We start from the raw sequence: 19,295 nt of genomic DNA, 5'->3' as shown, positions 1-19,295 counted from the left end.
TGATACCGGCTGATACCGGCTGACGCCGACGCGCCGGTGGCGTGGCATCGGCGGGCCGGGGGAGCAGAATAGGGCCATGACCCGAATCGCAATCATCGGCGGCCACGGCAAAGTGGCCCTGCACCTGTCCAGCCTCCTCACGGACGAGGGGCACAGCGTCACCTCGTTCATCCGCAACCCGGACCATGCCGGCGACGTTGCGGAAACCGGCGCAACGCCGTCGGTCCTTGACGTGGAAAACGCGACGACGGCGGAGATCGCCGCTGCGCTGAAAGGCCACGACGCCGTGGTCTGGTCCGCAGGCGCGGGCGGCGGGGACCCGGCGCGCACCTATGCGGTGGACCGGGACGCCGCCATCCGGTCCATGGATGCCGCAGCGGAAGCCGGCGTGGCACGCTACGTGATGGTTTCCTACCTCGGAGCCGGCAAGAACCACGGCGTGCCGGAAAGCAACAGCTTCTTTGCCTACGCCGAAGCCAAGGCCGCTGCCGACGACTACCTGCGCAGCACGGGCCTGGAGTGGACCATCCTGGGCCCCGGAGCCTTGACTGACAAGCCGGGGAGCGGCCTGATTGACGTCGACCCGTCTCCGGAGGGCAGCCGCGAAACCTCCCGCAGCAACACTGCAAGTGTCGCCGTGGCTGTCCTGGAGATGCCGGAAACCGCTGGCAAAACCATTGGGTTCTCCGACGGCAGCCTGCCTATCGCCGCCGCCCTGGAGCCGCTGGCGTAACCTGGACCGCTTCAGGAAACGGGCTGGGCCGGTTTCCTGAAAGAAGCGGGATAAAGGTCCAGGGCGTGCTCTTCGACGTAGTCCAGTGCCAGGCGGATAGCGCCGATGGAAACGATGCCGTCTCCAAGGGAGGATGCCTCCACCCGGGGCGGAGTGAATGTGAACTTCGGCAGCTGCTCCTCGATGGCGGGAATGAGCGCGTGCGCAGAGGCCGCGACGCCTCCTGCGAGGACGACGAGCTCCGGGTTTGCCAGCGTGCTGACGGAACCGATGACACGGGCCATGCGCTGTGCCATCCGGTTGAGGACGTCCTGCGCCGCGTGGTCGCCGTTCCCGGCTGCGGCAAACACCATCCCGGCCGTGAGGCTGTCCGGGGCGTTGCCGCACAGCTCACGCAGCTGCGTGTCGGCGCCTGAGGCGAGCGCTTCCTGGCCCCAAAGCGACACATAATGCGCAATGCCGAGAGTGTCACCGACACCTTCGACATTGTCCAGGTATCCCAGCTCGCCAAAGCCGCCAAGCTGCCCGTGCAGCAGACGGCCCGATTCCAGGATGCCGGCGCCTAGACGGTCCCCCGTGAGCATCACGACCAGGTTGTCGACGCCCTGGGCCGTTCCCCGCCAGCGTTCAGCCAGTGCCGCCAGGTTGGCATCGTTCTCCAGGAGCACGTGCCAGCCGTGCCGCTCAGAGACAAGCCGGCGGACATCGAACGACTTCCAGAATTCCTGGACCGTGAGGACTTCGCCGTCGCGACTCACCGGGGCGGCGACGCCAACGGTTACAGCCAGGACAGAGTCCGCGGACACTCCCGCCTTCTCCAGGGCCTCCGCGGCGATCCGGTCCAGGACATCGGCGCGCTCGTCAGCGCCTACGTTGAACGCCCGGAAGGGCGTGGTTACCCTGGCGAGGGCGTTTCCCCCCATGTCGGCGACGATGGTGGTGATCTTGTTGGCCCCGATATCGATGCCCAGGACGCTGGCCGCGCGGTCGTCGAAAACGAACCTGCGCGCCGGCCTGCCTTTGATATATCCCTCGGCGCCCCGCTGGGTTTCCATTTCCCGGAGCCATCCGAGCCGCACCAGCTCATCGCAAATCGAGATCACCGTGGCCCGGGAAAGCCCGGTGGCGGCCATGAGGTCCGTGCCTGTCATGATGCCCGCCCCGCGCATTGCCTTGAGCATAGCGCTGGCGTTGACCCTCCGCACCAGCTGCGTTGACGGTGCAGTCTCAGTCCTCATCGGGCGCTCCCATTCTGGCCTGGTCACGGGACGTGAAGGCGATTCTAAATTTAGGTCATAAATATAGCCGAGGAAACATTCCCCTCAATGCTTGACGGTGCGCCCGCCGCCACCGCTATACTAACGATAGGAGCTAAATTTACGCCCTATATAAACTCTGCGGCACAGTCTCAGCCGTCCCCGCCGCCACGCGGCGTTCTGCCGCACCACGAAAGGACGAGGGTGTCTTTGAAATTGACGCGCACACTACGTACCGCAGCGCTGGGCTTGTGCCTGGCCCTGCTCGCCGGCCTCCTCTCAGGCTGCACCGGAGACTCTGGCAAGGAGACCATCCGGTTCACGTTTAGCAAGCGGGAAGCAATCGGCTTCATGACCAAGCTGGTGGCCGACTACAACGCCTCGCAGGACAATACAGAGGTCATCCTGGATACTTCCGGTGTCGACGTCGTTTCAGCGAGCTTTGTCCGGGGCAACCCGCCGGACATCGCGCTGGCGAACTACAACATGGAAACGGCCAGGTTCGTCCAGCGCGGTGCGCTGAGTGACCTGTCCGGAACCCAGGCTGCCACCCGGGTCCGGAAGGACCTGCAGCCACTGATGGACCAGTACGGCTCGTACCCGGGCCGGACCAGCGCCCTGCCGTACTCGGTCATGGCGTCGTCCGTGATCTACAACAAGGAAATCTTCGCCGCCCACGGCATCGAGGTTCCCAGGACCTGGAGTGAGTTGCTCGCGGCGTGCGACGCGCTGAAAGCCGCGGGAGTGACGCCGTTCTACGCCACGTGGAAGGACGACTGGACGGTGGCCCAGGGATGGTTTGACTACTCTGTGGGCGGCCAGCTGGACACCCTCGACTTCTTTGAAAAGCTTGCCGATGCCGGCACGGACGTCGGACCCGACTCGCCTGCGTCCTTCCAAAAAGACTTTGAACAGCCTGTAGAGAAGATGCTGAAACTGGCGGGCAGCTACGTGAACAAAGACGCCGCGAGCCGCGGCTACGGCGACGGGAACCTCGCGTTTTCCCAGGGCAAGGCAGCCATGTACCTGCAGGGCCCGTGGGCGTTCAGCGAGATCGCCAAGACTGCGCCCGATCTCCAGCTCGGAACCTTTCCACTGCCGATGACGGAAAATCCCGAGGACCTGCGCGTGCGGGTCAACGTCGATCTCGCGGCGTGGATTCCGGAGGAATCCAAGCACAAGGAGGCTGCGCGCGACTTCCTGGAGTATCTCTACCAGCCGGAAATCATTGAGGCGTACAACAAGTCGCAGCTGGGCTTCACGCCCACCATTGATGCGGACGCAGCCCCGGACCCGCGCATCGAGGGGATGGTGGAGTACTACGACAAGGGCTCTGTCTACCAGGGACCATCGGTGCTGGTACCCCGCACTATTCCCATCATGAACTACACCCAGGCGCTCGTGTTGGGCGCAGATCCTGCAGCCATGTTCCGCACACTCGACGCAGACTGGGCGCGCCTGGCCTTTCGCCAGTAGCCCAGAACAAGGGAGCCAGACACATGTCCACCACCACAGCAACCAGACGCGGGCAGGGACGCCCCGAAAGCCGCAGCCGGCGGAGGGTCGAACCGATCTTCTACTTCTTCCTCCTGCCTAGCCTTGTACTCTTTACGCTGGCGATCACGGTTCCAGGCCTCGTTGGCATCTTCTTCAGCTTCACGGACTCCATCGGAATCGGTGACTGGGAGTTCGCAGGCCTGACCAACTACATAGCAATTTTCAGCGATCCCGCCATCCTGCAGAGCTATCTGTTCACCTTCGGCTTCTCGATCGTCACCGTGCTTGTGGTGAACGTGATCGCCTTCCTCCTCGCCGTGGGGCTCACCTCGCAGATCCGCATGAAGACAGCGCTGCGAACCATCTTTGTTATCCCCATGGTGGTCTCCGGCATCATCATCGCCTACGTTTTCAATTTCCTGTTCTCCAACTCGCTGCCCTCTGCGGGTGCGGCGGCAGGCATCTCGTGGCTGGAGACGAGCCTCCTGGCAAACCCGGACCTTGCATGGATCGCCATTGTGGTGGTCACCGCCTGGCAGGCCGTGCCCGGGGCGCTGCTGATCTATATCGCCGGTCTCGTCTCAATCCCGGGGGACGTGTATGAGGCCGCGGAGATCGACGGCGCCAGCAAGTTCCAGCAGCTCCTGAAGATCACCGCTCCGCTTGTGGCCGGCTATGTGGTCATCAACATCATCCTCGGCTTCAAGGGCTTCCTGAATGCGTACGACATCATCGTCGGTCTCACGAACGGCGGCCCGGGAACCTCAACAAGAAGCATCGCGATGACCGTCATCGCCGGCTTCAACGGCGGCGACTATGCCTACCAGATGGCCAACGCCACGATCTTCTTCGTCGTCGCTGTCCTCATCTCTCTCCTGCAGCTTTCGCTGACTCGCGGACGGAACACACTCTAATGACCACACCAGCCACCCTCACCGCCGAGGAACTCCACCGCACCGAACCAGTTCCCGCCGGGAGCGGACGACGACGCCCAGGCATCAAGGTCGAGCGGGTGAACTGGCCGGGGACCATCATCCTGGTCCTTTGTGCCGTCACGGTTCTGCTCCCGCTCTACGTGACCGTGTCCATGGCTTTCAAAACCCAGGGGCAGGCTGTGGACGGCAACGCCTTCTCCTTCCCTGCGCCGTTCAGCATCGACGGCTTCGTCCAGGCGTGGACGTTGACGAACTTCCCCGTCGGCGCCGCGATGTCGCTGCTGGTCACGGCCGGGACCGTCGCAGCAACGATCGTGCTGGCCGCATTCGCCTCGTATGCGATTGTGCGCAACTGGGAACGCAGGCTGTTCCGGTACTCCTTCTACTACCTGCTCGCAGCGATGTTCATCCCGTTTCCGGTCGTAGCCCTGCCGCAAATCCAGTTGACCGGCCGCCTGGGCCTGGACAACCCGATGGGCGTCATCCTGCTCGCCACAATGTTCCAGTTGAGCTTCAGTGTGCTGCTGTTCACGGCGTTCCTGCGGTCCATCCCGCTCGAGTTGGAAGAGAGCGCCCGCATTGACGGCGCCACCACCTGGCAGACCTTCTGGCAGCTGATCTTCCCCCTGCTGGCGCCGATGAGCGCCACGGTCGGAATTTTCGCCTTCCTTTACGCCTGGAACGACTTCATGATGCCTTCCCTGATCATCTCCGACCCGGCACTGCAAACCCTTCCGGTCCGGCAGAACCTGTTCCAGACCCAGTTCAGCAACAACTACCACGTGTCCTTTGCGTCCTATCTGATGGCCATGGCACCGGCCATCGTGGCTTACCTCTTTACCCAGCGGTGGGTCATGGCCGGCGTCACGCAGGGAGCCGTCAAGGGCTAGGTGCAGCCGGCATGTAAACCATCACCAAAACCCCCGGAAAGGGGAAACCGCTTGTCCATCCTCGCCAGCCAGACTCACCATGCCGACAACGGACCCGCGGCCGCCACCACCTGGTGGCGCCAGGCCTCGGTGTACCAGATCTATCCGCGCAGCTTCGCCGATTCGAACGGCGACGGTATTGGGGACCTGAACGGCATCACCGCGAAGGTGCCGTACTTGAAGAGCCTGGGGATCGACGCCGTGTGGCTCAGCCCGTTTTACCCCTCGGCGCTCGCAGACGGCGGCTACGACGTGGACGACTACCGTAACGTCGATCCCAAAATCGGCAGCCTGGCAGATTTCGACGGGATGGCCGCGGCCCTGCACGCCGCCGGTATCAAAGTGATCGTGGACATTGTCCCGAACCACTCCTCCAACCGGCACGCCTGGTTCAAAGAAGCCCTGGCCTCGCCCAAGGGGTCAGCGGCCCGGCAGCGGTACCACTTCAGGGACGGGAAGGGCGGGAATGGCGAGCTGCCGCCGTCGGACTGGACAGCCGCGTTCGGCGGCCCGGCCTGGTCGCAGGTGGAAGACGGGCAATGGTATCTGCACACCTTCACTCCCGAACAGCCGGATTGGAACTGGGACAACCCCGAGGTCCGTGCGGACTTCCTCAGGACGTTGCGCTTCTGGGCCGACCGGGGCGTGGACGGCTTCCGCGTGGACGTGGCCAACCTCCTCGTCAAGGACCTGGGCTCCGACCTTCCGAGCAAGCAGGAACTTGAGGGCATGGACCGGACCTCCGGGACGCACCCGCTCATGGACCGCGACGAGGTCCATGAGATCTACGCCGAATGGCGCAAGGTCTTCAACGAATATGACCCGCCGCGCTTTGCCGTGGCGGAGGCGTGGGTGGAAACCGCCGAACGGCGCGCCAAGTACGCCTCCCCTGAAGGACTGGGCCAGGCTTTCAGCTTCGACCTGCTCCTGGCCGACTTCAACGCCACCCAATTCCGCACCATCATCACCGACAACGTCGCACAGGCACGCCTCACCGGCTCCACCACCACGTGGGTATTTTCGAACCACGACGTCACCCGCCACGCCACCCGTTACGGCCTCGAACCGCTCAACGGGCGGCCGGGGAAGCCGGGGGTGGACTGGGTCAAAGCGGGCGGCCCCCGCGAAGCGCTGGACGTGGAAGGAGGCCTGCGCCGCGCCAAGGCCGCCACACTGCTCATGCTCGCCCTTCCCGGCTCCGCATACCTTTACCAGGGGGAGGAACTGGGCCTGCACGAGGTGGCTGACATCCCCGCTGACCGGCGCCAGGACCCGTCATTCTTCCGGGGCGCAGAGTACGACGGCCTGGGCCGCGACGGCTGCCGCGTGCCCTTGCCCTGGACTCCCTCGGGACCATCCTTCGGCTTCGGTGCCAAGGGAGCCCACCTGCCCCAGCCGGACTGGTTCGCCGGCTATGCAGCCAGCACCCAGGAAACCGACAATCTCTCAACCCTGCAGTTCTACCGCCGGGCGCTGGCGCTGCGCCGTGAACTGCAAGGTGCGGAGACCCTGGAATGGCACCACAGCGGAGACGGCCAGGTGCTGCACTTCGTGCGCCCGGGCGGCTGGCACGTCGTGGCGAACTTCGGTCCTGCCGCCGTCGAACTTCCGGACGGCGAGGTCCTGATCTCCAGCAGCGGGATCGAGGCCGGCAGGCTTCCAGGAGAATCAACCGCCTGGCTCAGGGCCTGAGCCGGCGTCCTGCCGGAGCAGGCAGCGGGCTGTTGACCATGCCCGCCCGGTCGGCACATACTGGTCACTAGAAAATTTAGATACTAAATAAAAGGAGCGTTGTGAGCACCACCGCCACCCTGGCAACCCTGTCCGATTCCGACCGCCTGTCCGATCCGAACTGGTGGCGCCAGGCCGCTGTCTACCAGATCTACCCGCGCAGTTTTGCCGACTCCAACGGCGACGGCATTGGCGACCTCAAGGGCATCACCTCCAAGGTCCCGTACCTGAAGTCCCTGGGTATCGACGCCGTGTGGCTGAGCCCGTTCTACCCCTCGGCGCTCGCAGACGGCGGCTACGACGTGGATGACTACCGCGACGTCGATCCCAAGCTCGGCACCCTCGAGGACTTCGACGAGATGGCCAAGGCGCTGCACGGGGCCGGCATCAAGCTCATCGCGGACATCGTCCCCAACCACTCCTCGAACCGCCACGAGTGGTTCAAGGAAGCGCTGGCCTCGCCCAAGGGCTCGCCCGCCCGGGACCGGTACATCTTCCGTGACGGCAAGGGCCCCAACGGCGAGTTCCCGCCGTCGGACTGGGACTCCGTCTTCGGCGGCCCCGCCTGGGAGCGCATCACCGAACCGGACGGCACCCCCGGGCAGTGGTACATGCACATTTTCGCCAAGGAGCAGCCGGACCTGAACTGGTCCAACCGCGAGGTCCGCGACGACTTCCTCAAGACCCTGCGCTTCTGGTCCGACCGCGGCGTGGACGGCTTCCGGGTGGACGTGGCGCACGCCCTCACCAAGGACCTCACCGAGCCTCTGCTGTCCAAGCTGGAACTGAGCGCCGCCAACACCGGCGTGGACGGTTTCGACGACGGCACGCACCCCTTCTGGGACCGCGACGAGGTCCACGAGGTGTACGCCGAGTGGCGTGAGGTCTTCAACGAGTACAACCCGCCGCGCACCGCCGTGGCCGAGGCCTGGGTGCACGCCACCCGCCGCGCCCGCTACGCAAGCCCGCAGGGGCTCGGCCAGGCCTTCAACTTCGACCTCCTGCAGGCCGATTTCGACGCCGACGAATTCCGCGAGATCATCACCCGCAACCTGGCCGAGGCCACCGCAACCGGTGCCTCCTCCACCTGGGTGTTTTCCAACCACGACGTTGTCCGGCACGCCACCCGCTACGGCCTGCCGCAGGTCTCCAAGAGCAAGGCGGGCGCCAAGGGCCAGGACGGCAAGGAGTGGCTGCTTGCCGGCGGCCCCAAGGAACAGCTGGACGTGGAGCTCGGTGAACGCCGTGCCCGCGCCGCAACCCTCCTGATGCTGGCGGTTCCGGGCTCCGCCTACCTGTACCAGGGTGAAGAGCTGGGCCTGCAGGAAGTGGCGGAGATTCCCGAATCCGAACGCCAGGACCCCTCCTTCTTCCGGAACAGGGGAGTGGAGATCGGCCGGGACGGCTGCCGCGTGCCCCTTCCCTGGAAGGTGGAAGGCACCTCCTTCGGATTTGGCGACGGCGGCGCGCACCTGCCGCAGCCGGACTGGTTCAGCAAGTACGCCGTGGAGGCGCAGGACGGCACCGAAGGCTCCACCCTCGAGCTGTACCGCACCGCCCTGAAGCTGCGCCACGAGCTCCAGGCGGATGAGGACCTGGAATGGGTGGAGAACGCCAACCCTGAGATCCTGCACTTCCGCCGTCCGGGCGGCTGGCAGTCCGTGACCAACTTCGGGGACACCGCCGTCGACCTCCCCGAGGGGACCGTCCTTGTCAGCAGCGCACCGCTGGAAGACGGCAAGCTGCCCGGCAACACCACAGCATGGCTGCGCTGATGCCTGCACCCGTCCCGGACGGGCGGCCTGCCTGATGCAGGAACTCATTTATGGCTGCATGGGCCTGGGCGGCAGCTGGTCCGGCGAGCCGCACGGGACTGAACATGTGGACCAGGCCGCGGCAGCCGTCGAGGCCGCGCTGGATGCCGGGATCACCCTCTTCGACCACGCGGACATCTACCGCAGCGGCAAGTCTGAGGCCGTGTTTGGTGAGGTTCTGGCAGCTGAACCGGGGCTGCGCGGCCGGATCAGGCTGCAGACCAAATGCGGCATCCGGCTGAACGAGCGCGGGCTGCAGACGCACTACGACCTCAGCCGGGATGCCATCCTGGAACGGGTCAACGGCAGCCTGCAGCGGCTGCGGACGGACTATGTGGACATCCTCCTGCTCCACCGGCCGGACCCGTTGGCGGATCCGGCGGAGGTGGCCGCCGCCGTCGGGCAGCTGATGGCAGAAGGCAAGGTCCGGCAGCTGGGCGTGTCCAACATGTCCGCGGCGCAGATCGAGGCGCTGCAGGACCGGCTGGACACCCCGGTGGTGGCGAACCAGCTGGAGATGAGCCTGCTCAAGCGGGCCTGGCTGGAGAGCCAGGTGCTGGTCAACCACGCCGAGCACCTGGACTACAGCTTCCCGCACGGCACCCTTGAGTACTGCGTGCGCAACTCCATCACGCTGCAGGCCTACGGTTCGCTGGCGCGCGGCCTGTACACCGGGGCGGAACCGGAAAGTCTCGCGTCAGCAGATGCCGCCACCGCTGAGCTCGTGGCCCGGCTGGCGGGGGAGTACGGCAGCACCGGAGAAGCCGTCCTGCTGGGATGGCTGATGAAGCATCCGGCGGGTATCGCGCCGGTGATCGGGACGGTCAACCCGGAACGGATCCGTGCGTGTGCCGACGCTGCCCGCGTGGCCCGGGAGATGACCCGGGCTGACTGGTACGGGCTCTGGGTGACGGCACGGGGCAGCAACATCCCCTGACCCACCCCAACTAGGTAGCAGCAGGTGTCGTTTTGAGCGCTCAAAACGACACCTGCTGCTACCTGCTTTCCCGCAACTTCCGGTCATTTGGGGTTTAGTTCGTATTGATCCCCACAAGCAGGCCATTTTCTTCGGCGTCGGGGTTGCGGGGCGGATACGGTAGATACATGACGTCTACCATCGCCACCGAGACCGTAAGGCCGGAACGCAATATCCCAGCAGAAATCGCCCGTTCCTGGCTTCTGGTCAATGCCATGAAGACAGAGCTGTTCGACCAGTCCGCGGTGTCGCGAGCTGACTCGATCATCCTGGATATTGAAGATGCCGTGGACCCGTCGCAGAAGGACCACGCACGGAACAACGTGGTTGACTGGCTGACCGCCGGCGGCAAGGCCTGGGTCCGCATTAACGATGCCACCAGCCGCTTCTGGGCTGATGACCTGGCGGGCCTCCGCGGCACGCCGGGGCTCCTGGGTGTCATGCTGGCCAAGACCGAGTCCGCAGACCAGGTGACGGAGAGCTTCCACCGCATGGACGGCAAGACGCCGGTCATCCCGCTGGTGGAGTCCGCGCTGGGCATCGAGGAAGCGAACAACATCGCCAAGGCACAGGGCGCCTTCCGCCTGGCGTTCGGTTCCGGCGACTTCCGCCGCGACACAGGCATGGCAGCCACGCCCGAGGCCATGGCCTACCCCCGCGCCAAGCTCGTCGTCGCCAGCCGCGTCGGCAACCTTCCCGGCCCCATCGACGGGCCCACCGTGGGCACCAACCACCCCATCCTGCGTGAGCAGACCGGCATCACCGTGATGATGGGCATGACCGGCAAGCTCTGCCTGGCCATTGACCAGACCCCCGTCATCAACGAGGTCATCAGCCCCACGCCCTCGGACGTCGCCTGGGCCACGGACTTCATGGCGGACTTCGAGGCCAACGGCCGCGTCATCCGTGACGGCTCCGACCTGCCCCGCCTGGGACGCGCCGAAAAGATCATGAAGCTCGCGGTAGCCTTTGGGGTGCAGCCGGCGCTGTAGTCCACACGCTTTCACTTCAGGAGACCCCGTGACCGATACCCGTTATCTGGTCCACGGGGTCTTTTGGCCTGCGGCTCCTGGGGCGGCAGCGGGCGGAAGTGCCGGTCCTGGCCCGTACCTCCGCCTTCAGGCGCCGGACGGCACCTTCCGCGAGGTAACGCTCGACGCCGGGACGCGCCTGGGCTTCCGGCTCGCCGCCGAGGGGAAACACTGCCTCGGCCACCATGTGGTGCACGGCCCCGCCCACCGGGACCACGTCCTCTGCGCCAGGCGGGCCCCCGCCGTCCGGGGGCACCAGTGCGAGCGGTGTTTCGTGGTGGATGACTCCCGGCTTATCCATGACTTCCACCGGGACGGCCGGGTCCCGCCCGGGCTGCGCAGCTACCTGATGCAGCCGCACTGGCTCTACGTCGCCACCTTCGCCAACGGCGCCAGCAAGGTGGGCACGGCCGCGGAGCTCCGCAAATGGCAACGCCTCGCGGAGCAGGGAGCCGTGGCGGCGTGCTATGTTGCCCACGCCGCCGACGGCCGCGTGGTGCGGATCCTCGAGGACCTGGTCACGCGCGAGGCGGGGCTTCCGCAGCAGGTCCGGTCCGCAGCCAAGGCTGCGGCGCTGGCTTCCCCGGCCCCGGCAGGCTGGCTCAGGGGCCATAACGCAGCCCTCGCCGCTTCCGCCCGCGGAGTGGTCTCCCGGTCCGGCGCTGAAGGATTCCACGTGGTGGAGGAGGACTGGAGCAGGCCGGCGCTGGCCGGCCTGCTCTGCTCCGAGGGCCGCCGGCACCTGTATCCGCACGCCCTCGCGGCCGGCTCCCACGGCTTCACCATTACTTCACTGTGCGGCAGCTTCGCCCTGGCAGCCATCGATGGGACCGGGCTGGAATTCGTGGTGGATCTCGGCCGGCTCAAGGGCCGCAGCATCGAACTGGGACAGTACAGTTCCGAGGTGCCGGCCGTCCAGGAGGCGTTGTTCTGAGCCTGCGTTTCTGCAACCAGCGGCGTGGCCCCCGGTAGACTGTCCGGGTGCTGAACGAATTCTGGGCCACCGCGCCAACCCGCTATAAAGTCCTGGTTTTCAGTGCGATGGGACTGATCGCCGTCGGAATCATCCTCAACCTGGTGGGCAACACCAGCGGCAATTCCGGCCTTGCCACGGCATCCCTGCCGGTGATCGGCCTGGGCCTGGTCCTGCACATTGCAGGGATTGTGGTCCGCGGGCAGGCGATCCGGAAGGGCTACAAGCGGTAGGCGGCGTTCCGGCGAACGTGGCTGCGGGCGTGTTCCACGGCGTCCCCGAGGTGCTCGAAGAGGTGCTTGTGGTGCCGCAGGGACCGGATCACTCCCACGTTCGTTACCAGCTGCAGGTGGTCCGGCCGGACGCCCTTGAGTAAAACGGTGATGCCCCGGAGCTCCAGCGCGGAGACCACCTCCACCAGTGCATGCGCGCCCGTGGCGTCGAGCATCCGCAGCTGGGAAAGCCTGATGATGGCCACCTGGACATCCTTGACCTGGCTGATCTCCTGCAGGATCCGTTCGGCGGCGCCGAAGAACATGGCCCCGTCCAGCCGGAGGACGGCGATGTGCTCGTCACCCTCGGCGCGCGGACCGGGGATCTCCTCCCGCTGCACGCTGCTCAGCGAGGCGAACGTGCGCAGGGCAAAGAGGGCTGCCGCCGCGAGCCCTATCTGGATGGCAACGATCAGGTCGAACGCCACCGTGATAATTGCCGTCAGGATGAAGACGGCGGCGTCGGACCTGGTGGAGCGGAGGATCGCCGCCACGGTCCGCCGGGACACCATCCGAACGGCAGTGACCATCAGGACCCCGCCGAGGGCTGCCAGCGGAATCCGGCTGACCATGCCCGAGGCGAGGTAGACAATCGCCAGCAGGACCACGGCGTGGACAGCGGCGGCCAGCCGGGTCTTGGCACCGGACCGGACGTTCACGGCCGTCCGCGCGATGGCCCCCGTGGCGGGCATGCCGCCGAAGAGGCCCGCAGCGATTGACGCCAGGCCCTGGCCCGTCAGCTCCCGGTCCGGGCTGTACGGCCCACTCGGCCTGCCATCCGGCCCGGTCATTCCTGCCGCAACCCGGGCGGACAGCAACGACTCGATGGCCGCAAGGCAGGCGATGGCCACCGCGGGCATGGCCAGGCTGCCCAGCAGATCCAGGTCAAAGGCGGGAACCGCCGGAGCGGGCAGGGCATGCGGCAGGGGGCCGATCCTGGGGATCTCCAGCCGGAACAGCTCGGCGGCCGCCGTGGCGAGGAGCACCGCGATCAGGCTGGCCGGCAGTGCCCTGAGCAGCTTCTGCACCAGGACCATCACGACGGCGACTCCCGCCACGACTGCGAGGGTCAGCAGGGCAGTCGAGACGGTTGCGGCGGATGCGGCTTCCACTGCAGCGATGAGGGTGTTGTGTCCCGGGGCGGCGGACGTGCCGGTGGCGGGCGGAACCTGCTGGAGGAAGATAATGGCGGCGATCCCCAAGGTGAAGCCTTCCACCACCGGCCAGGGGATGAAAGCGACCGCCCGGCCCAGGCCGCTGAATCCCAGGACACAGACCAGGAGCCCCGCCATCAGTGACAACGGGGCCACGCTGCCTGGGCCGTGCAGTGCCACCACGGGCGCCAGCACCACAACCATGGCACCCGTGGGGCCGGAGACCTGGACGGGTGATCCGCCCATCACGGCTGCCACCAGGCCGGCGACGATCGCGGTGATGAGCCCGGCCTCCGCGCCCACTCCCGAGCTGACGCCGAACGCGAGGGCCAGCGGCAGGGCCACAATGCCCACCGTGATGCCGGCCAGCAGGTCGGTCCGCCACGATGTTCCGAGTCCCGCGTAGTCCAGTTTCGAGGGCAGGAACCGGCTGGTGTGCCGCCTGGCCGTGCCCGCGTCCGGTTTCACAGGGCGGCCCCGCCGGCGAGGTGTTCTGCAGGCAGCTGCTGCGCCAGCCGGAGCTGTTCGTTTGAATCGGCAAGGGTGTCCAGGAGGAACGTCCGCGCGATGGCAAGCAGCTGGGCAATCCCGGGGTGCGCCAGCCGGTAGGTCACGGCGTTGGCGGTACGCACAGAGGTCACCACCTTGTGCTTGCGCAGCGTGGCCAGGTGCTGGGAGAGGTGCGAGGCTTCAAGCCCGGTCTCCGCCAGGAGGTAACTCACCGCGGCGGTTTCCTGTGGCGCCGCTGCCAGCAGCTCAAGGATGCGGATCCTTGCAGGGTGCGCCAGCCCCTTGAAGAGGTTGGCCTTGATCTCGTACAGCGGAGCCTGGGCGGAAGGCAGCATGGGAAGCTCCTCAACGTGACAGTGATGGCAGCTGGCCGGTTGCAGATGACGGATGGCCGGTGAATTGATGGATTGATGAAATCATCATATCAACGTCATGCAAGCCCCCTGCCGGATGCGGCAACGATAGGCTTGAGGCCATGACTATCAATCCGGACCTGCAGGGCCGAAGCTACCCTGCCGCAGAGGTGTACGACGTTGGCCGTGAGAAGATCCGCGAGTTCGCCCGCGCCGTGAAGGCCACCCATCCCGCGCACTTCGACGTCGACGCTGCCAGGGCCCTGGGCCACGGCGACCTGGTGGCTCCACCGACCTTCGCCATCATCGTCGCCCAGCGTGCCGACGCCCAACTCATCGAGGATCCGGAAGCCGGCATCGACTTCTCCCGCGTGGTCCACGCGGACCAGCGCTTCACCCACCACCGGCCGATTTTCGCCGGAGACCGCCTCGTCGCGGAGCTCCACGTGGACGGTGTCCGGGCCATGGGCGGTGGTGCGATGATCACCACCCGGTCGGAAATCTTCGCTCTCGGCGCGGATGATTCCCGCGAACCCGTCACCACCACGTCGTCGTCCATCCTGGTCCGCGGAGAGGGACAGTAACCATGAGCCTCAGCATCCACGAACTCAGCGCCGGCCAGGAGATCGGAAGCCGCACCATCGAGGTCACGCGCACCGATTTGGTCAAGTACGCCGGTGCCTCCGGTGACTTCAACCCCATCCACTGGAACGAGGCCTTTGCCACCAGTGTGGAACTGCCCGGCGTCATCGCCCACGGCATGTTCACCATGGGCTCCGCCGTCCAGCTGGTGACCGACTGGGCGGGCGACCCGGCCGCCGTCGTCGACTTCCAGACGAGGTTCACCAAGCCCGTCCTGGTCACCGACACCACGGGCACGCCCGACGCCGGCGCCACCATCGAGGTCAGCGGCATCATTGGAAAGCTCGACGCCGAGGCGAACACCGCGCGGGTGGACCTCACCGTCACAGCCGCCGGCCAGAAAGTCCTGATGAAGGCCCAGGCGGTCGTCAAACTGGCTTAGCCCGGGGGAGGCGGGAACACTTTCCCGATAGGGTGGACAGGTGACTTCCACCCTGCTCTCCCAGCTGACCACGGCCGCCGTCGGGGGCCCTGCCCACAAGTTCATCAAGGCCGGAACCGAAGCTGAGATCATCGACGCCGTCCGTGCCGCGGACGCCGCGGGGGAGCAGCTGCTGATCATCGCCGGCGGCTCCAACCTGCTGATTTCCGACGACGGGTTCCCCGGAACCGTGGTCCAGGTCGCCTCGCAGGGGTTCACCGTCAACGCGGAGGACTCCTGCGGCGGCGTGGCAGTGGTGGTGCAGGCCGGGCACAACTGGGACAAGCTGGTGGAGCACGCGGTCCGCCACGCCTGGTCCGGGGTTGAGGCCCTGGCCGGCATTCCCGGGTCAACGGGTGCGACGCCGGTGCAGAACGTGGGTGCCTACGGTGCCGACGTGTCCCAGACCATCGCGGCAGTGCGCACGTGGGACCGGGAACGGAACGCGGTAAAGACCTTCACGAACTCGGAGCTGCAGTTCGGCTACCGGGACTCCATCCTCAAGCAGACCACCGTCAACGGCTCACCCCGGTACGTAGTGCTGACCGTGGAGTTCCAGCTGCCCCTGGGCCGGATGAGCGCGCCGATCCGTTACGCGGAACTTGCCCGTGCCCTTGGCGTCGAGGTGGGCAAGCGCGCGTACTCGAACGATGTGCGCCGCGAGGTGCTCCGGCTGCGTGCCTCCAAGGGTATGGTGTGGGACCCGCAGGACCGGGACACGTACTCCACGGGCTCCTTCTTCACCAACCCCATCGTTCCGGCCGAGGTGGCGGCCGCCCTCCCCGAAGGCGCGCCCCGGTACCCTGCAGGGCAGGACGGGCTGGTAAAGCTGTCCGCCGCGTGGCTGATCGACCAGGCCGGCTTTGCCAAGGGGTTCGGGCTGGAACCGGGCAGCGTCAGCGGTGGACGGGCCTCCCTGTCCACCAAGCACACGCTCGCCATCACCAACCGCGGCTCAGCCACTGCCCAGGACGTGGTGGCCGTGGCGCGCGAGGTGCGTGCCGGCGTCGAACAGCGCTTTGGCATCCAGCTGCACCCGGAACCGCTGCTTATCGGCCTGGAGCTGTAGCACCCGCAGGATCGCCCGCCACGCCGGGGGCGTTGGCCCGGACCACCGCCGCCTGGCCCAGCAGGGCGGACGACCAGCCGGCGAGCACCAGGTAAATTCCCGTGAAAAGCCACACCAGTTGGCCCGGCAACAGCGGATTTGCGAGGCCTGACAGGATGCAGGCCACCAGTCCGCCGAGGGCGACGGCGAGGGACAGGACCCAGAGGACCTTCGCCGCGGGCGGGTGGTGCCGCCAGTCCCGGTATAGCCTGACGCCCTGGCGGCTGACGCTGATGCCCGGGAAAAGTACCGCATAGCCGCCGCCGAGGCTCAGGACGAGTGAGGGGAGCAGCAGCAGGGGATCGGACCGGCCGTCTCCGAGGAAGGTGGAGAACTGGAGCAGCCCCAGGCAGGATCCTGCCAGGACGCAGACCGTGCCGCCGGCCATCCACCACCTCGTTTTAAGCGCGAGCAACTGCCACAAACTCCCCAAAGTCATGCTTCTACCCTAGCGGTCCGTGACGGGCGGGCGGTGGCGCGTCCTAAGATAGGGCCATGGCTGCTGGCATGGGCCGTCCCGACGGCAGGATCGTGGGCAGGCTGCGGCTTGCCTCCCAAAGGCTTGCGGGTGGCGCGGACGGCGTCGGCTCGGTTGCGGACGCCGTGCGATGGATGACGGCGATGCAGGCCCAGGACCTGCAGGCCGCCATGTGGGCCGTGGGCGTGCGGGTGCCGGGATGCGGCCTCAGCGATGTCCGGTCCGCCCTGGACACCGGTGCCGTGGTCCGGTCGTGGCCAATGCGCGGCACGCTGCATCTCGTGGCCCCCGAGGACCTGCGCTGGATGCTGGACCTCACGGCTGAACGGCTCACCAAAAGCATCGCGGCCCGCCACCGGGAGCTGGGCATCACCTGGGCTGACGTTGAGAAGTGCCGGGATATTGCGCTGGAACACATCGCCGCCGGCGGTCCCGCCAGCCGTGCCGGACTGTTCCGGGTGTTCGACGCCGCCGGGCAGCCGACGCAGGGACAGCGGGGCATCCACCTCCTGGGGACACTGTGCCGGCACGCGTGGCTGGTGCAGGGGCCGCTGGCCAAGAACCAACAGCTGCTGGTGGCCTTCGATGACTGGATCCCGGTGTCGCGGAATCCGGAGCGGCAGGAGGCCCTGGGGGAGTTCGCGTTGCGGTACTTCCGCAGCCACGGGCCGGCAACCCTGGCGGATTTCGCGTGGTGGACGCAGCTGCCGCTGACGGAGGTGCGGGCGGCGTTTGAACCGGTCCGCGGGCAGCTGGTGGAACGGCAGTTCGGGGATGCTGTGCATTGGATGTCACCCGGGGCTGCCGCCCTGCTGGAGGCCGGGGGTCCGGGAGCGCGGTCCGTCCTGCTGCTGCCCGGCTTTGATGAGTTCCTGCTGGGATACAAGGACCGGACAGCCGTCCTGCCCCCGGAGTACTCCGACAGCATCGTGCCCGGCGGGAACGGCGTTTTCAAGAAGACCCTGGTGGCCGGGGGAGAAGTGATCGGCACCTGGGCGCGGGGCGGCACCAGCCGGGATGCCGCCGTCGTGCCCGAACTTTTCGACCACACCAGGCGCCTTGGCCCCGCCGCGCAGGCCGCCTTCGCCCGGGCAGCCAAGCGCTACCTCAGCTTCCTGGAGAGCTGACAGGGACGCTCTCTCACTTAATGTCGGTTCTTCACGAACGCTCTTTCACTTTCGCTGCTCAAGTGAGAGAGCGTCCCGGATTAACCCGCATCAAATGAGAGAGCGTCCGGGCCACGCAGAACGGCCCTGCCCCGCACGAACGGCTGGGCAGGACCGTTCGAGCGGGGCAGAGCCGCGGAAGCGCTGCCGAAACGGGTTACAGGTTCCCGGTGGCGATGTTGAGCATGCGGCGCAGCGGCTCGGCAGCGCCCCAGAGGAGCTGGTCGCCTACGGTGAAGGCGCTGATGTACTCCGGACCCATCTCCATCTTGCGGATGCGGCCCACGGGGATGTCCAGCGTGCCGGAGGCCGCCACCGGGGTCAGGTCCGCCATGGACGCTTCCTTGGTGTTGGGGACCACCTTGGCCCACTGGTTGTCCTCGGCCAGGAGCTTCTCGATCTCGGCGACCGGGAGGTCCTCGCGCAGCTTTAGCGTCAGGGCCTGGGAGTGCGACCGCATGGCGCCGATGCGGACGCAGAGGCCGTCCATGACCACGTGGTTGTCCTCGGAGGTGCCCAGGATCTTGTTGGTTTCGACTCCGGCCTTCCATTCCTCCTTGGACTGCCCGTTGCCCAGGTCCGCGTCGATCCAGGGGATCAGCGACCCGGCCAGCGGAACGCCGAACTGGGTGGCGTCGATGTCGGTGCGCTGGTGGGCCAGGACCTTGCGGTCGATGTCAAGGATGGCCGACGCCGGATCGTCCAGTTCCGTGCTGACCTCGGCGTTGAGCGTGCCGAACTGGCTGAGCAGCTCGCGCATGTGCCGTGCCCCGCCGCCGGAGGCCGCCTGGTAGGTCATGGAGGTGCCCCACTCCACGAGGTTGTTCTTGAACAGGCCGCCGAGGCCCATGAGCATGCAGGAGACGGTGCAGTTGCCGCCGATGAAGTCCTTGGTCCCGTTGACCAGGCCCTTGTCGATGACGTCCCTGTTAATGGGGTCCAGCACAATGATGGAGTCGTCGTTCATGCGCAGGGTGGAGGCGGCGTCGATCCAGAGGCCGTCCCAGCCGCGGCTGCGAAGCTCGGTGTGCACGCGCTTGGTGTAGTCCCCGCCCTGGGCGGTAACGATAATGGGCAGCTTCGCCAGGGTATCGACGTCGAACGCGTCCTCGAGCTTGCCGGCGCTGCCTCCTGCTGTTCCAGCGAAAGACGGCGCGGCACCTCCCGCGTTGGAGGTGGAGAAGAACACCGGGTTGATGTTGGCGAAGTCGCCCTCATCCTGCATGCGCTGCATGAGGACGGAGCCGACCATGCCGCGCCATCCGACCAGGCCGACGGAAGGGGTAGCTGCTGTAGTCATTCGTACAGTTTAGACT

Annotated in this window: 19 protein-coding genes; 14 read left to right on the top strand and 5 right to left on the bottom strand. The window is 66.6% G+C overall.

Annotation, left to right across the window (positions count from 1 at the left end; all coding sequences use genetic code 11):
- The first annotated feature begins 76 nt into the window (after positions 1-76).
- Positions 77-733 (top strand): SDR family oxidoreductase, encoded by a 657-nt coding sequence (locus tag HTS88_RS07170; protein WP_174176826.1) that lies wholly within the window; start codon positions 77-79, stop codon positions 731-733.
- 11 nt (positions 734-744) lie between these two features.
- On the opposite strand, the gene HTS88_RS07165 is transcribed toward HTS88_RS07170, so the two are convergent.
- Positions 745-1,971, bottom strand: a complete 1,227-nt coding sequence (locus HTS88_RS07165; protein WP_174176824.1) for an ROK family protein — start codon at positions 1,969-1,971, stop codon at positions 745-747.
- A gap of 222 nt (positions 1,972-2,193) precedes the next feature.
- Here HTS88_RS07165 and HTS88_RS07160 point away from each other — a divergent pair, with 222 nt between their 5' ends.
- The 9 genes from HTS88_RS07160 (at position 2,194) to HTS88_RS07120 (ending at position 12,108) form a co-directional block, all read left to right on the top strand.
- Positions 2,194-3,465 (top strand): ABC transporter substrate-binding protein, encoded by a 1,272-nt coding sequence (locus HTS88_RS07160; protein WP_174176822.1) that lies wholly within the window; start codon positions 2,194-2,196, stop codon positions 3,463-3,465.
- A 23-nt stretch (positions 3,466-3,488) separates the two neighbouring features.
- Positions 3,489-4,400, top strand: coding sequence for a carbohydrate ABC transporter permease (locus HTS88_RS07155; protein ID WP_174176814.1), 912 nt, complete (start codon positions 3,489-3,491; stop codon positions 4,398-4,400).
- Positions 4,400-5,311 (top strand): carbohydrate ABC transporter permease, encoded by a 912-nt coding sequence (locus HTS88_RS07150; protein WP_174176813.1) that lies wholly within the window; start codon positions 4,400-4,402, stop codon positions 5,309-5,311. Before HTS88_RS07155 ends, HTS88_RS07150 begins: the two co-directional genes overlap by 1 nt.
- 51 nt (positions 5,312-5,362) lie before the next feature.
- A complete protein-coding gene (locus HTS88_RS07145; protein ID WP_174176811.1) occupies positions 5,363-7,042 on the top strand; it encodes a glycoside hydrolase family 13 protein in 1,680 nt (559 codons plus the stop codon).
- Between the two features lie 101 nt (positions 7,043-7,143).
- A complete protein-coding gene (locus HTS88_RS07140; RefSeq protein ID WP_174176809.1) occupies positions 7,144-8,856 on the top strand; it encodes a glycoside hydrolase family 13 protein in 1,713 nt (570 codons plus the stop codon).
- A gap of 34 nt (positions 8,857-8,890) precedes the next feature.
- Positions 8,891-9,832, top strand: coding sequence for an aldo/keto reductase (locus tag HTS88_RS07135; RefSeq protein WP_174176808.1), 942 nt, complete (start codon positions 8,891-8,893; stop codon positions 9,830-9,832).
- A 167-nt stretch (positions 9,833-9,999) separates the two neighbouring features.
- The gene (locus tag HTS88_RS07130; protein ID WP_066278004.1) at positions 10,000-10,863 is read left to right on the top strand and encodes an HpcH/HpaI aldolase/citrate lyase family protein; all 864 of its coding nucleotides are present in this window, start codon (positions 10,000-10,002) and stop codon (positions 10,861-10,863) included.
- A gap of 28 nt (positions 10,864-10,891) precedes the next feature.
- Positions 10,892-11,836 carry a DUF2797 domain-containing protein gene (locus HTS88_RS07125; RefSeq protein ID WP_174176806.1) on the top strand — a complete coding sequence of 315 codons (945 nt, stop codon included), beginning with the start codon at positions 10,892-10,894 and terminating at the stop codon, positions 11,834-11,836.
- Positions 11,837-11,883: 47 nt separating this feature from the next.
- On the top strand, positions 11,884-12,108 hold the full coding sequence (locus tag HTS88_RS07120) for a DUF3188 domain-containing protein (RefSeq protein ID WP_174176805.1): 225 nt from the start codon (positions 11,884-11,886) through the stop codon (positions 12,106-12,108).
- Here HTS88_RS07120 and HTS88_RS07115 read toward each other — a convergent pair.
- The gene (locus HTS88_RS07115) at positions 12,096-13,769 is read right to left on the bottom strand and encodes a SulP family inorganic anion transporter (RefSeq protein WP_174176804.1); all 1,674 of its coding nucleotides are present in this window, start codon (positions 13,767-13,769) and stop codon (positions 12,096-12,098) included. The genes HTS88_RS07120 and HTS88_RS07115 overlap by 13 nt on opposite strands.
- Positions 13,766-14,146 (bottom strand): ArsR/SmtB family transcription factor, encoded by a 381-nt coding sequence (locus HTS88_RS07110; RefSeq protein WP_174176803.1) that lies wholly within the window; start codon positions 14,144-14,146, stop codon positions 13,766-13,768. The genes HTS88_RS07115 and HTS88_RS07110 overlap by 4 nt, the downstream gene beginning before the upstream one ends.
- A gap of 140 nt (positions 14,147-14,286) precedes the next feature.
- Between HTS88_RS07110 and HTS88_RS07105 the strand changes: the two genes are divergently transcribed.
- The 3 genes from HTS88_RS07105 to HTS88_RS07095 are packed head-to-tail and all read left to right on the top strand — an operon-like array spanning position 14,287 to position 16,296.
- The gene (locus tag HTS88_RS07105) at positions 14,287-14,748 is read left to right on the top strand and encodes an FAS1-like dehydratase domain-containing protein (RefSeq protein ID WP_174176802.1); all 462 of its coding nucleotides are present in this window, start codon (positions 14,287-14,289) and stop codon (positions 14,746-14,748) included.
- Between the two features lie 2 nt (positions 14,749-14,750).
- On the top strand, positions 14,751-15,188 hold the full coding sequence (locus HTS88_RS07100; protein WP_174176801.1) for a MaoC family dehydratase: 438 nt from the start codon (positions 14,751-14,753) through the stop codon (positions 15,186-15,188).
- Between the two features lie 40 nt (positions 15,189-15,228).
- Complete coding sequence (locus HTS88_RS07095) at positions 15,229-16,296, top strand: UDP-N-acetylmuramate dehydrogenase (protein ID WP_174176800.1); 1,068 nt, start codon at positions 15,229-15,231, stop codon at positions 16,294-16,296.
- On the opposite strand, the gene HTS88_RS07090 is transcribed toward HTS88_RS07095, so the two are convergent.
- Positions 16,277-16,774 carry a hypothetical protein gene (locus HTS88_RS07090; RefSeq protein WP_174176799.1) on the bottom strand — a complete coding sequence of 166 codons (498 nt, stop codon included), beginning with the start codon at positions 16,772-16,774 and terminating at the stop codon, positions 16,277-16,279. The genes HTS88_RS07095 and HTS88_RS07090 overlap by 20 nt on opposite strands.
- Before the next feature lie 56 nt (positions 16,775-16,830).
- Between HTS88_RS07090 and HTS88_RS07085 the strand changes: the two genes are divergently transcribed.
- Positions 16,831-17,940 (top strand): winged helix DNA-binding domain-containing protein, encoded by a 1,110-nt coding sequence (locus HTS88_RS07085; protein ID WP_174176797.1) that lies wholly within the window; start codon positions 16,831-16,833, stop codon positions 17,938-17,940.
- Between the two features lie 196 nt (positions 17,941-18,136).
- Here the strand turns inward: HTS88_RS07085 and asd are convergent, their stop codons facing one another.
- Positions 18,137-19,279: an aspartate-semialdehyde dehydrogenase gene (asd, locus tag HTS88_RS07080; RefSeq protein ID WP_174176795.1), complete on the bottom strand. Its 1,143-nt coding sequence runs from the start codon at positions 19,277-19,279 to the stop codon at positions 18,137-18,139.
- Positions 19,280-19,295 lie beyond the last annotated feature (16 nt).

The organism is Pseudarthrobacter oxydans (genome assembly GCF_013314975.1).
Taxonomy (GTDB): domain Bacteria; phylum Actinomycetota; class Actinomycetes; order Actinomycetales; family Micrococcaceae; genus Arthrobacter; species Arthrobacter oxydans.
Note: the sequence above shows the minus strand (reverse complement) of the source record. Positions and strands in the feature narration are given on the sequence as shown.